Consider the following 12,875-nt stretch of genomic DNA (forward strand, 5'->3'; position numbering starts at 1 on the left):
GTCTCATCCTTCGCCCGCCCTTGGAACGGCGCTTGGGGCGTCCCGGCGGTGTGTGTCATTGAACTGGCGATGTAAAGATGACGGGGCGGCGACGGGACGGTTCGGTCCCGGCATTACGACCACCGGGCGCCCTGTCGCAAGATCAGGCCCGGCAGCCGCCGCTAAGAAGGAGAAGACCGAGGTCAAGCGCGTGCGCACCCCGCCCTGCCGGGGCGGAGGATGTCAGGGCGCATCGTGCGGCGCCGATGGATCGCGCATCGATCATGGTCACGATCTGTAGGTCAGCTTGCCGACGATGACAAGCCCGTCCTCACCGCTGGATCGCCGCGATATAGCCGATGATCGCGTCGATCTGTTCGGGCGTTGCGACGAACTCCGGCATGTCCGGGTGACCGGTGACGATGCTTTGCGCAAACGCTTCTTCAAGCGCGTCCACCGGGTAACGCCTGAGCAGGCCGCGGAACGGCGGCGCCTCTTCATGGGCGCTCTCGTCGTGGACGCCGATCGCGTGGCATTCGGCGCAATTGGTCTCGACGAGCGCGCGGCCATAGTCCTGCGCCAGGGCCGGAGCGCCGACGCTCGCGGCCAGCGCGGTCAGGGCCGTGACGGCAAACCACCGAACCCGCATGCTAGCTCTCCGTGCGGTTCCGGGCGTCGACGAGCCGCCCCACCACGTTCTCGATCATCTTCATGCCGGCATCGCCGCCCAGCGTCATGATCGACTCGGGGTGGAACTGGACCGCGGCGACGGGCTCGCTTCGATGCTCGATGCCCATCACGATACCGTCCTCGGTCTCGGCGGTGACCAGGAAATCGTCGGGCAGGCGCGAGGGATCGGCGAAGATCGAATGATAGCGGCCGACGACGATCTCGCGCGGCAGGTCGGCGAACACCCGGCCGGCCTCGTGCACGCGGATGCGCGAAGGCTTGCCGTGCATCGGATAGCCGAGCTGGCGAAGCTGGCCGCCATAGGCCTCGGTCAGCGCCTGCAGGCCAAGGCACACGCCGAAGATCGGCAGATCGCGCGCCCGCGCCTTCCTGATCGTCGCCTTGCAGTCGAAATCCTTCGGCAGGCCCGGACCCGGCGACAGCACCACCAGATCGGGCGCGTAATCGTCCAGCACCGCCTCGCGCACCGGCGAGCGCACCGTGCGGACCTCGGCGCCGGTCTGGCGGAAATAGTTCGCCAGCGTGTGCACGAAACTGTCCTCGTGATCGACGAGCAGGATGCGCATGCCCTCGCCGACGCGCCGCGCCTGACGCGGTCCGGCATCCACGTTGGACTTGCCGGATTCACGGATCGCCGCCAGCAGCGCCGAGGCCTTCAGTTCGGTCTCGGCCTCCTCGGCGTCCGGATCGGAATCGAACAGCAGGGTCGCCCCGGCCCGCACCGCCGCGATGCCGTCGCGTATCTGGATGGTGCGTAGCGTCAGGCCGGTGTTCATGTCGCCGTTGAACTTGACCATGCCGATCGCGCCGCCATACCAGGCGCGCGGGCTCTTCTCGTTGTTCTCGATGAAGCGCATGGCCCACAGCTTGGGCGCACCGGTCACCGTCACCGCCCAAGCGTGGCTGAGAAAGCCGTCGAACGCGTCCATGCCCTCGCGCAACCGCCCCTCCACATGGTCGACCGTGTGGATCAGCCGCGAATACATCTCGATCTGCCGTCGGCCGATGACCCGCACCGAGCCCGGTTCGCACACCCGGCTCTTGTCGTTGCGGTCGACGTCCGAGCACATGGTCAGCTCGCTCTCGTCCTTCTTCGAGTTGAGCAGCTTGAGGATCTGCTCGGAATCGGCGATCGCGTCGGCCCCGCGCGCGATCGTGCCCGAGATCGGGCAGGTCTCGATGCGCCGCCCGGTCACCCGCACGAACATCTCCGGCGAGGCGCCGACGAGAAACTCGTTGCGGCCCAGATTCATGAAGAACGAGTACGGCGCGGGGTTGGTCGCCTTCAGCCGGCGCGCAATGGCCGAGGGCCTGGATTCCACCCGCTCGTAGAACATCTGCCCCGGCACCACCTCGAACAGGTCGCCGCAGGCAAAGCGCTGGCGCGCCCTGTCGACCAGCCGCGCATATTCGCCCGGTTCGTGATCGCCGCGCGGCGGGATCGTTTCGGTCGCCTCGAACGGGGCCGGCGTTTCGGCCCGCGCTATGCCGGCGGTCGTCACACCGTCCGTCGAGAACTCGTAGACATCGACCCATGCGCGCGCCGAATGGTTGTCGGCGACCAGGATGCGGTCGGGAAAGAACAGCACCAGATCGCGCTGGCCCGGATCGCGCGGCAGCTTCTCCTCGACGGGGTCGAACTGGAAGGCGATGTCGTAGCCGAACGCTCCGAACAGGGCCAGATCCTCGTCTTCGGGCGAGGAGAAATGCCGGACGATCGTGCGCAGGACCGAGAACACCGAAGGGGCGCGCGAACGGTCCTCCTCGGCGACGATCTCCGCCGGTTCGGCGATGACCAGATCGAGCGCGGCGTCCTGATGCTCGGCGGAGAGGATATGCTCATGTCCTTCGAGCGCGGCCGCGATCATCGCCACCAGCGGCGCGCCGCGCGGGGCAAGCGCCTCGATGCGCATCTGCCGCTTGCGGGCCGAGATCATCACCGGCGGGTCGACGATGCCGGTGTCCCAGCGCGTGTAGCGGCCGGGATATTCGTAGTTCGACGACAGCACCGCGCCGATCCGGTCGTCGAGCGCGTCCATCATCGCATCGATCGCGGTGGCGTAGTCGGCCGGTTCCTGGCGCCGCTCGACGCGCACGCCTCCCGCCGTGACATAGCTGTCGGCGGCATCGCCGGGCATTGTCTGCATGTTCATCGTCTCGTCCCTTCGTGCCCGCCACCGGCGGACACAAAAAAACCGCCTCGGCGAAACGGGCGGTTGTCAGCCAGACATGCGTGAAGACCCCCGCCTAAAGCGAAGCCCACCACCAAGCCTGTGCATCGATCATCGTCATGGGCGGCAAACTAGCCGGGCTTGAGGCCGATGGCAATCGGCAAATGGGACAGGACGGAGCGACCGGCACGCCGCCGCCCCGGCCCCGCAACCCCGCCCCGCCCCGAGGTCAGAACAGGCCCTCGATCAGCCCCTCGTCGTTGAAGCGGATCACCTCCGCCGACGGCGCGCGCGGCAGGCCGGGCATGGTCATGATCGCGCCGGTGATCACGACGATAAAGCCCGCCCCGGCCGAGATGCGCACCTCGCGGATCGGCACGGTGTGGCCGGTCGGCGCGCCGCGCACGAGCGGATCGGTGGTGAACGAATACTGCGTCTTGGCCATGCAGATCGGCAGATCGCCATAGCCGGCCGCTTCCCAGGCGCGGAGCTGGTCGCGGATCGCCTTGTCGGCAATCACCTCCTCGGCCCGGTAGATGCGCTTGGCGATCGTCTCGATCTTCTCGAACAGCGCCACGTCGTCGCCATAGAGCGGGGCGAACTGCGACGCGCCGGCTTCGGCGAGTTCGACCACTCTGTGGGCCAGGTCCTCGATGCCGGCCGACCCGTCCGCCCAGTGCCGGCAGACGATGGCTTCCGAGCCCATCGACCGGGCATAGTCCATGATCGCCTCAAGCTCGGCGTCCGTGTCGGAATGGAAATGGTTGATCGCGACCACCGACGGCACGCCGAACTGGCGCACGTTCTCGATGTGCCGGCCAAGGTTGGCGCAGCCCTTCGCGACCGCCTCCACGTTCTCGGTGCCAAGGTCTTCACGGGCGACGCCGCCATTCATCTTCAGCGCGCGCACGGTGGCGACGATCACCGCCACATCGGGTTTCAGCCCCGCCTTGCGGCACTTGATGTCGAAGAACTTCTCGGCGCCAAGGTCGGCGCCGAAGCCCGCCTCGGTGACGACATAGTCGGCCAGCTTGAGCGCGGTCGTCGTCGCCATGATCGAGTTGCAGCCATGGGCGATGTTGGCGAACGGCCCGCCATGGACGAAGGCCGGGTTGTTCTCGAGCGTCTGCACCAGGTTCGGCTCGATGGCGTCCTTGAGCAGCACGGTCATCGCCCCTTGCGCGTTCAGGTCGCGACAATAGACCGGGCTCTTGTCGCGACGGTAGGCGACGATGATGCGCCCCAGCCGTTCCTCCAAATCGTTGATGTCGGTCGAAAGACAAAGGATCGCCATCACCTCGGATGCGACCGTGATGTCGAACCCGCCTTCGCGCGGAAAGCCGTTCGCCGCCCCGCCAAGCGACAGCACGATTTCGCGCAGCGCCCGGTCGTTCATGTCGACCACCCGGCGCCAGACGACGCGCCGGATGTCGATCTCCAGTTCGTTGCCCCAGTAGATGTGGTTGTCGATCATCGCCGCGAGCAGGTTGTGCGCCGCCGTGATGGCGTGGAAATCGCCGGTGAAGTGAAGGTTCATGTCCTCCATCGGCACCACCTGCGCGTAGCCGCCGCCGGCCGCCCCGCCCTTGACGCCGAAGCAGGGCCCCAGCGAGGCCTCGCGGATGCAGATGGCGGTCTTCTTGCCGATCCGGTTGAGCCCGTCGCCAAGGCCCACCGTGGTCGTCGTCTTGCCCTCGCCGGCCGGCGTCGGATTGATCGCGGTGACCAGCACCAGCTTGCCGTCCTCGCGGTCCCGCACGGACTTGATGAAGTCGCCGGAGACCTTCGCCTTGTCGTGCCCGTAGGGCAGAAGCGCATCGGCCGGAATGCCGAGGCTGGCGCCGATCTCGGCGATCGGTTTCTTGTTCGCCGCGCGGGCGATCTCGATATCGGTCTTGAATTCGGCCATCAGGCTCCCCCCGTCGTGATGGCGGGGATGGCCTTCCCCGCGCCGGGCCATTGATCGCCGGGGGCGGGACGCCACGCAATCGCAATACGGCCCTTCGCTAGGCCAAATGCGACACGGGCCCCGCACGAGCCTCCATCGGCCTCATCGCGCGGTACGAGCTAAGCGAGCCCCGACACCCTCATCCTGAGGTGCGAGCAAAGCGAGCCTCGAAGGACGGGCCTACCGGTCGAGCACGTCGCGCATCTCGACCAGGTTCGAACGCACGCGCAAGAGGTCGAAGCCGATCGATTCAAGATGCGACTTGACCAGGCTCGACGCGCTGCCGTTGGCGATGAAGGGCGGTCGCACCTGCAGCGCGCTGACAAGCTGTTCGTCCACCCGCTGCCACAGGCCTTCAAGATTGCGCTGCTCGAACACTTCGCGGAAGTCGCTGCGCGCCGCCGTCAGGATGCCGTGATAGGCATAGAGCTGGCCGTAGGTGAACCAGAACCGGTCGTCGGCGCGCGCATCGAAGCCGAAAAAGCTCGCCGCTTCCATGCGGCGCTGCAGGATCTCCGAGGTGGAACCGATATCCGCCGTCACCCGGTCGAGGAACTGCAGCAGATTGTCGGCGCGCGCATCGAAGCGCGCATCGCAACTGGCCAGTTCCCGGTTGAAGGCCAGAAGGTTCTGGCGCGCGTCGCGCAGGCGCGCCGATGTCGACGGCTGCAGGAAGGGCGGGCTGAAGGTCAGATACCAGGCGTCCTCGCGATAGTTGGCCGCCTCGCGCGCCATCTGAAGGTTCATGTTGATCGAGTCGGTGCCACGCACGCGGCCGAGCCGGTCGACCAGCTCCACCGCCGTCCGCCGGATCGCCTGGTTGGTGCCAAGCTGGAAGGCCGCCTTGTTGTCGAGGAACGGTGTGTCGTTCCAGTCGAGCACGAAGAAGAAGCCGGCCTTGTGCAGCGGATTGGACGGCACCCAGGTGTCCTGATTGACGTTCCTGTCGATCAGGTCGGCCGTCACCTCGACCATTGCCGAGGGTTGGCAGGTTCCGTCCTGGCGCGTCTCGCCGGCGCTGACGGTGACCTCCGAATAGTCCAGCCGCGTCGCGTAGGCGGGATCGTCGCTGCGCCAGAACTGGGTGATGTAGAGAAGGTAGCCATAGCCGATCACCAGCGCGATCAGGATCGCGAAGACGGGTATCTTGACCATCCAGCCCCTGCCGCCGAGCCAGGCCCAGAAGGCGGCGAACGGCCAGACGATCCAGGAAACGAGGACGCCGATTCCCTGGCCGATGGCGGCAAAGACGCGCCGGAAGAAGTCGATCACCGGGTCAAGCATCGGCGGGCTCCGTTCATTGTGTCGCGCGACCGTTCACGGCAGGCCGAAGAGCCGGGCGCGCAAGGCTGGCTTGTCCGACAGATAGGCGTTTTTGAGCGTCTCCACAACGAAGGCACGCCAGCCATCGGCCCAGCCCTCGTAGTCGTCGTAGAAGCCCTGCTTGTTGAACACGTAGCGGGTAACGAAGTCGGCCGGCACATATTCGCTGATCAGACGGTTGGTCAGCCAAACGTCGGGATGGTCGGGCTTGCCGCGCACGAGCTGGAAACGCAGCGTGTCGGGCACGTCGCGGATGTCGATGCGCCCGGTGCGCGACAGTTCGCGCCGCGCCGCGTTCAGGAACGGGTAGACGCCGTCGGCGCGGATCGGCCCGGCGTTGCGGGCGAGAAAGGTCTGCATCATCACGGGATCGGCGGTGGCGAGGTCCGCTGCCGGATCGATCCGGTGCATCAGGTCCTTCAGCGTCATGTCGATGCGGTGGTCGAGAAAGCCGCTGCCTTCCAGCCACGCCGCGCTCGGCAGTTCGATCCGGCCCGACCGCGACAGGAAGCGGAACACGCGCGCATGGTCGTTCCTGTCGAGATAGCTGACCTGCCAGGGACGCGAGCGGCGAAAGCCCGGCGCCCTCGGGTCGGAGATGACGGTCGTCATCTTGTCGTCGACGAAGACATAGGTGCCGCCGAAATGCGAGGTCCAGAAGGCGCTGTGGCGGAACACCACCTGGTCGGGCACCATCCGGTTCGAGCGGATGTCGCCCGTCGTCCGGGCCAGTTCCACCATGCGCTCGAGCATTGCATCGTCGCGCCAGGCATCGGGCTCCGATTTCAGCCGGTCGACCAGCGTGCGCAGTTCGGCCGCCTTGGCGAGCACGTTCTCGGCCGACAGCACCTTGAACTCGACCTGCTCGATCGAAAGAAGGTCCTCGATGTCCTCGATCGCCGACACATTGTCCTCGATCTCGCCGTAGATCACGTCCTTGATCGTGAGCGCATGGATGGCGCGGGCATTGGCCGTGTAGAATTCGTGCATCAGCCCGCCGGTGTTGGAAAAGCGCGTGTGGACCACCGGCAGGCTCGCCTGCGCCGGTGTCAGGATGATGAAGCGCCGGTTGATGCCGGCCGGATCGAGATAGTCGAAATCGTCCAGTTCGCGGGCCACCTGCGGCGAAAAGCCGGTGCGGTCGATATCGAAGCTGTCAAGCGAGGTCGCCGGCAGTCGAAATGCCCGCAGCGCCTGGTTGTAGCGCTCGACCAGATGCGGCCGGTCGACGGTGAACAGCCGACCGTAGATCAGCGCGTTTTCATAAAGGCGTTTCATGGGGGTGACAGGCCCAATAGCTCGACACTACGGGCGGCGGCCGCTCTCGCAAGTTGACGGTCGAGCGTCGCCAACGCCAGCCCGTGCCTCAAGGCGAGTTCCAGATATCCCGCATCGTAGGCCGTCAGACCGGACGCGTCGCACAAACGTTGAACGTCGGACCAAAGTGCCAAGCTGCTCTCGCGATCAACCTCAATTGGCAACTGAGTTAGGCTGTGCAATGCGCCATCGCGGTAGGCCGCGCTCATGCGATTACGTCGAACAGCCAGGGCGAAGCCGTTGGCGATCTCGGCATGCCAATGGGAGGGTACCAGGCAGCCTCGGCGTGGTATTGAGCGCACGATCGGCTCAACGCGACCACCATCCTCGTCGGGAAATTGCCAAGCAAATATCACTGACGCATCAACGACAATCGTCAATGCCGCCCCTCTTCAATCAGGTCTTTGACGCTGAGGTCACCCAGCGAGTTGTCGCCGCGATTGTCAAAAATCCACTGCACTGCTGCTTCAGCCCTTCGAACTTGATCATCATCGGCTTCAGCCTTCACGAGCTTGGCCACGGGCTTACCGTGGCGCGTGATAATCACTTCCTCACCGCGCTCGGCCATGTCGATCAGCTCACTGAGACGATTGCGTGCGTCATATGTTCCAACACGTTCCATCGAACTCTCCAATTCTGGCTAGTCTAGCCTAGCATAAAACCGTGGGCCGGGCACGGCGCATTTTTGGTAGAGGCCGTGGAACGGGAGATTTTGGCGTGACTACTGAACGTCGATCCCGGTGTGCTGTTTGATCTTGGTCTTGATCAGCCCTTTGGCCAACTCTCCCAGAAGCTCGACTGTGAAACCGCCCGCCGCAGCCGCGCCGTCTTTGGTCTTGCGCCAGATTTCCGGATCGCGAACGCTATCGAGGAAATCGTGGCCATCCCAAGTGATCTTATTGATTGCGCAAGATGAATCGAGGAGGTGTGCATCGATGAAGCCTGCATCACGAAGTAGGACAAGCTGATACTCGAGGTAGTCGGCTTCGCCCTCGAACTCATCGTAGTCGAACGCGTCACAACCATCTTCGATCTGAAGTAGCACTTCACGGATCAAATCCATATCCCGCTTCATCTCAACCCCCCCAATCCCCCCGCTCCTTCCGCTCTGCGATCTCGCGCATGGCGCGTTCGGTCTGCCGCTGGCGGCGGACGATCTCGGCGACGGCCGCATCGTCGGCCTTGTCCGAGTAGCGGAATTCGCTGTCGGCGTAGCGGTTGATCTCCTGCATCACCATGTCGATGGTGAACGGCTCGCGCAGATCGGCGATCATGGCGCGCTTGTCGTCATAGGGCTTGTGCAGGAACGTCTCGGGCGCCTCGAACCATTCGTCGGGCAGTTCGATGTCCATCGCCCGCATCTTGATCGCATCGGTCACGTTCTTGATCGCCCGGCCGGTGAAACGCGGCTCGACCTCCTTGATCATGTGCAGATAGGTGCCGATATCGGCGATGGTCTTCGGTTCGCCATGGGTCGAAACGAACCGGTCGTAGATGTTGAGCAGCCCCTCCTCGGCCGGCTTTTCGTGCCCCTCATAGGCGGCGCGCACCGCGTACCTGATCTGCTGGTCGGCATAAAGCTCATGATCGCCCAGCGGAATGGCGTGGTTCTTTCCCGCGAGCAGGTGGAAGATGTCGATATAGTCGTTGCGCGTCTGCGGTCCGTCGACCAGCCAGCGCGCGCCGGCCCGCTGGCGCAGCGCGTCGTCGACATTCTCGGGATGGTTGGAGAACATGCCGAACGCGCAATTGCCGCGCACCACGGTCATCGCGCCGGCGAAACTCTCCATCAGCACCGCCGTCACCTCCTGCTGGCCGGCCGAGGCGCGGTCGTCCGAGCGGCGCGCGGCCACCTGGTCGATATCGTCGATCGTGCCGAAGCCGATGGCGCGCGGATCGAGCACGTTCTGGACGAACTGCTTGCAGTTCTGGCCCGACTTGCCCTGGTAGGACGAAATCTGGTCGACGCCGAAATTCTCGTAGTGGAACGGATAGCCCGCCACCTGGCAGTAATCGTTGACCAGCCCGGCGATCATCTGGATCAGGATCGTCTTGCCGGTGCCCGGCGCTCCGTCGCCGATGAAGGTGAAGACGAACCCGCCCAGATCGACGAACGGGTTGAGCTGGCGCTCGAAATCGTAGCACACGAGCATCTTGGCGAGCTTCATCGCCTGGTACTTGGCGATGTGGTTGCCGATGATCTCCTCGGGCTTCTTGAAGGTCATGGTCAGCGGCTTGCGCCGCGCGCCCGGCGCCACGTCGAACCCGTCGAGCGTGAAATCGTCCTTCTCGACGCGCACATGGCTGTCCTCGAACGCCCCGAGCGCGTCGAACCGGCCCTTGCGTTTCAACAGCCCCTCGACGGCAACGCGCGCGAACGCCTTGGCGCGCTGGCCCATGGCGACATCGTCCGGCGCACCCTCGATCGCCGCGGCGAGCCCGGCCAGCACCGATTTGACCGCATCCTGCGGCGTGTCGAAATCATAGTCCGGCTCGGCAAGGTCCTCGCCCGGCTCGGTATCGGTTTCGAGCATCTGCAACAGGTAGGCGGCGAGCGCGAAGGCCGACACATAGGCCGACGCCCCCAGAAGCGAGCGGAACCGGTTGGCATCGTCCCCTTCGAGCGGCGCGGTGGCGTTGCGCGATTTCAGCGATTCCAGATCGGTCTGCCGGCCGAACATGTCGCCGATTGCGAGCGCGACCGCCGCCCCGCGCCGGGCGTGGTAAAGAAGCCCGTGCTGGGCCGGCGACAGCATCGCGTCGTCCGGGCGGATCGCCGCGATCGCCCTTGCCAGTTCCACCTCGCGCGTGCGCCGGGCACCGGCGGTCGACACGGTCGACACGAACCGCCGCCCGGTGCCGGCCAGTTCGGTGCGCGACCGCCCGTCGGTCTTCTCCAGCACCACGAACCGCGTCACCAGCGACTGCGCGGTCGGCCGGTGGCCCTCGATGTCCTTCTCGTCGATCAGCGTCAGGCCGGTGTCCATGTCAGTGCTCCTCGCCCCGCACCCTCGCCCTTCGAGGCTCGCAAACATCCCTCATCCTGAGGTGCGAGCGCAGCGAGCCTCGAAGGACAAGGGATGTTTGCTCGAACCTCAGGATGAGGGTGCGGTCTGCCCTTCCCTCAAACATCCGAAATCACGTGCTTTCCGGAAATGATGTGCGTCTTGTAGCCGGCGAAGACCTTGTCGGCCTGGCCGGCGGCGTAGAGCGCCTGGTAGGCCTCGTGCGGGATCAGCGCGTGCTTCTCGAAGGTCGAAACGCCCATCCGCGCCGCTTCGAGATCGTTGGTCTCGATGTGATATTCCTGCCGCGCCGGCGTCGACGACCACAGCCCCTTGCGGCCCGGCCGCTCGTGCTTGGAATAGATGTCCTGAATCGTCCAGCTCAGCAGCCAGGCGTTTTCGGCTTCGCCCACCTTGTCCAGGATGATCGACACCGTGTCGTTGTTCTGGGTTATGCCGGCCGAATAGAACGGGCCGAGCACGATGCGCCGAAGCTGGGTGGGGTGGAGCGTCTCGAACTCCTCGTCCATGTTCGCGGCGACCGTCGCCGGGGTCAGCGAATAGCTCGAATTGGCCTCGGCCCACTGGTCGAAGCGGCGCGCCAGTTCCGGGTTGAGGAGCCCGCCCACGGGCAGCGGAATGTCGACGTCCCGGTTCAGCTTGCCGTCCTTGCCGACCAGCGTCTCGACCATGTCGGGCGCCGAATCCTCGATCACCGCCGAATAGATCATCGGCAGCGTCGCCGTCCCGTCGAAGACGCCCCAATGGGTCACGTAGAAGGGACGTTTCGTCTTCGGATTGACCGAGACCTTGATTGTCTCGGGCAGCACGAAGGGCGTGAAGAACTCGCCGTTCTCGATCGTCTCGAGATAGAGCCGCTCGGCGAGCCGGTCCTGCAGTTCCTTTGGGAACGCCTTGTGGCGCAGTATGAAGTCGGCCATGTCGGCCCGCAGCGCGGCCGGCTCGGGAATGGCGGCAAGGCGCGAGGCGGCGCTGCGCCGGTCCTTTTCCAGTTCGAGCACGTTCTGGAACACCGGAAAGCCGCTGTCGGCCCGCGAGATGCGGAATTTCGAGGCAAAGTCCAGCCGGTTGCGCCAGCTGTCGAACGAAGCGCCAAGCCGCGCCAGATAGGGCACCACCGTGCGCGCGACGAGTTCGTGCTGATAGAGGGGCGAACTGTCGTCGCGAAGGAACACGTCGAGTCCGTCGAGCGCCGCGTCGATCGAGGCGAAATAGCGCATCACCGGGCCTGAAGCCGCGTGGGTGGTCCGGCTCACCGGCGCGCTCCCGCCGCGCTACTGCCGCACATAGTCGGCGGCATTGTGCCTGGCGAGCACCTCTTCGAACCGCCGCGCGAACGCCTCGTCGGCCAGCTTCTTGCGGCGCTGGATATCCTGGGTCGCGCCCATGTTCTTTTCGTGCATCTCCAGAAGGTCGGCGATGTGGCTCTGCGCCGCCGCGCCGATGCCGGCCATGGTCGTCTCGGCCGCCGTGTCCACCTGGCTGCCCAGCGTGTTGATCTTGTGGGCGACGTCCTGCTGCGCGGCGGTCTTCAGCGAGTCCTCGAGCGCCTTGTAGAGAACGATGCGCTGTTCGGTGTCGATCGTCAGCTTGTTGATCAGCGTCGACTGGGCCGCCTTCTGGTTGTTGAGCGAGTCAACGAAGGTCTGGAACATCGAGGTGTAGCGTTCCAGCGTCTGGCTTTCGGCGAGCAGGGTCTGCTCGCGCGCCTGCATCTCGTTATATTCGGTGGCGAGTTCGGAGCGTTCGCCCTCCAGTTCCGACCGTTCCTTCTGGTTGGTCGAGGCGGCGATCCTGTTTTCGATGTCGAGCAGCATCGGGTTGAGTTCCTCGATGCGCTTTTGCGTCTTTTCGAGTTCTTCCATCGTCGCGGTGCGCCGTTCGAGCACCTGCCGCAGGCTGGTCTCGGAGGATTCGTAGCGCTCGTCGAGGATCTTGCGCTGGCCTTCGAGGATGCCGACGATCGTGTCCGACTTGGTCAGCAGTTCCTGCAGATTGCCGGCCAGCGACTTGTTGCGCACCCGCTCCGAGCGCATCCGCTGCATGCGCTGCTTGGAGAACAGGCCGACGATGCTCTCCCACGTCGTGTGCGACTTCATCGACTCGAATTCCTGGCCGAACACGTTGGTCGCGTCCTCGAGCCCGATGATCAGGTCGGCGATGTTGGCTTCCATCACCTTCTGCTGGTTCAGAACGTCCTGGATGCGGGCGTTCTCGATGTCGAAATCGGCGTCGCCCACCGTAGCATCCGCCTGGGCAAGCCGGTCGAGCACGTTGCTCGACTGGTTGATCTTGGACTGCATGTCCTCGACCGCCTGTTTGGTCTTTTCGATTTCCTGGTCGAAGTTCTGCAAAGTGGCCATGGACCAACCCCCGTTTGCGCCGCAAGCGGCATATAAGCGGGGTCGATGACAATTGAAA

Annotated in this window: 11 protein-coding genes; all 11 read right to left on the reverse strand. The window is 64.9% G+C overall.

Going from position 1 to position 12,875, the window contains the following annotated elements:
• Window positions 1–310 precede the first annotated feature (310 nt).
• Window positions 311–628: a c-type cytochrome gene (locus E0E05_RS13945; RefSeq protein ID WP_131617269.1), complete on the reverse strand. Its 318-nt coding sequence runs from the start codon at window positions 626–628 to the stop codon at window positions 311–313.
• Between the two features lies 1 nt (window position 629).
• Complete coding sequence (locus E0E05_RS13950; protein ID WP_131617270.1) at window positions 630–2,822, reverse strand: anthranilate synthase component I; 2,193 nt, start codon at window positions 2,820–2,822, stop codon at window positions 630–632.
• A 247-nt stretch (window positions 2,823–3,069) separates the two neighbouring features.
• On the reverse strand, window positions 3,070–4,749 hold the full coding sequence (locus E0E05_RS13955) for a formate--tetrahydrofolate ligase (protein WP_131617271.1): 1,680 nt from the start codon (window positions 4,747–4,749) through the stop codon (window positions 3,070–3,072).
• Window positions 4,750–4,968: 219 nt separating this feature from the next.
• On the reverse strand, window positions 4,969–6,072 hold the full coding sequence (locus E0E05_RS13960; RefSeq protein WP_131617272.1) for a DUF2333 family protein: 1,104 nt from the start codon (window positions 6,070–6,072) through the stop codon (window positions 4,969–4,971).
• Between the two features lie 33 nt (window positions 6,073–6,105).
• Entirely contained in the window at window positions 6,106–7,389 is a 1,284-nt protein-coding gene (locus E0E05_RS13965) for a DUF6638 family protein (protein ID WP_131617273.1), read from the reverse strand.
• Window positions 7,386–7,808, reverse strand: coding sequence for a type II toxin-antitoxin system VapC family toxin (locus tag E0E05_RS13970; protein ID WP_131617274.1), 423 nt, complete (start codon window positions 7,806–7,808; stop codon window positions 7,386–7,388). The genes E0E05_RS13965 and E0E05_RS13970 overlap by 4 nt, the downstream gene beginning before the upstream one ends.
• Window positions 7,805–8,050: a type II toxin-antitoxin system Phd/YefM family antitoxin gene (locus E0E05_RS13975; RefSeq protein WP_131617275.1), complete on the reverse strand. Its 246-nt coding sequence runs from the start codon at window positions 8,048–8,050 to the stop codon at window positions 7,805–7,807. Before E0E05_RS13975 ends, E0E05_RS13970 begins: the two co-directional genes overlap by 4 nt.
• 99 nt (window positions 8,051–8,149) lie before the next feature.
• The gene (locus E0E05_RS13980) at window positions 8,150–8,503 is read right to left on the reverse strand and encodes a DUF2513 domain-containing protein (RefSeq protein ID WP_131617276.1); all 354 of its coding nucleotides are present in this window, start codon (window positions 8,501–8,503) and stop codon (window positions 8,150–8,152) included.
• A 1-nt stretch (window position 8,504) separates the two neighbouring features.
• On the reverse strand, window positions 8,505–10,415 hold the full coding sequence (locus E0E05_RS13985; protein ID WP_131617277.1) for an AAA family ATPase: 1,911 nt from the start codon (window positions 10,413–10,415) through the stop codon (window positions 8,505–8,507).
• Between the two features lie 137 nt (window positions 10,416–10,552).
• A complete protein-coding gene (locus E0E05_RS13990) occupies window positions 10,553–11,674 on the reverse strand; it encodes a hypothetical protein (RefSeq protein WP_131618048.1) in 1,122 nt (373 codons plus the stop codon).
• 54 nt (window positions 11,675–11,728) lie between these two features.
• Complete coding sequence (locus tag E0E05_RS13995) at window positions 11,729–12,817, reverse strand: coiled-coil domain-containing protein (protein WP_131617278.1); 1,089 nt, start codon at window positions 12,815–12,817, stop codon at window positions 11,729–11,731.
• Between the last annotated feature and the right edge of the window lie 58 nt (window positions 12,818–12,875).

This window comes from Roseitalea porphyridii, assembly GCF_004331955.1.
GTDB classification, from domain to species: domain Bacteria; phylum Pseudomonadota; class Alphaproteobacteria; order Rhizobiales; family Rhizobiaceae; genus Roseitalea; species Roseitalea porphyridii.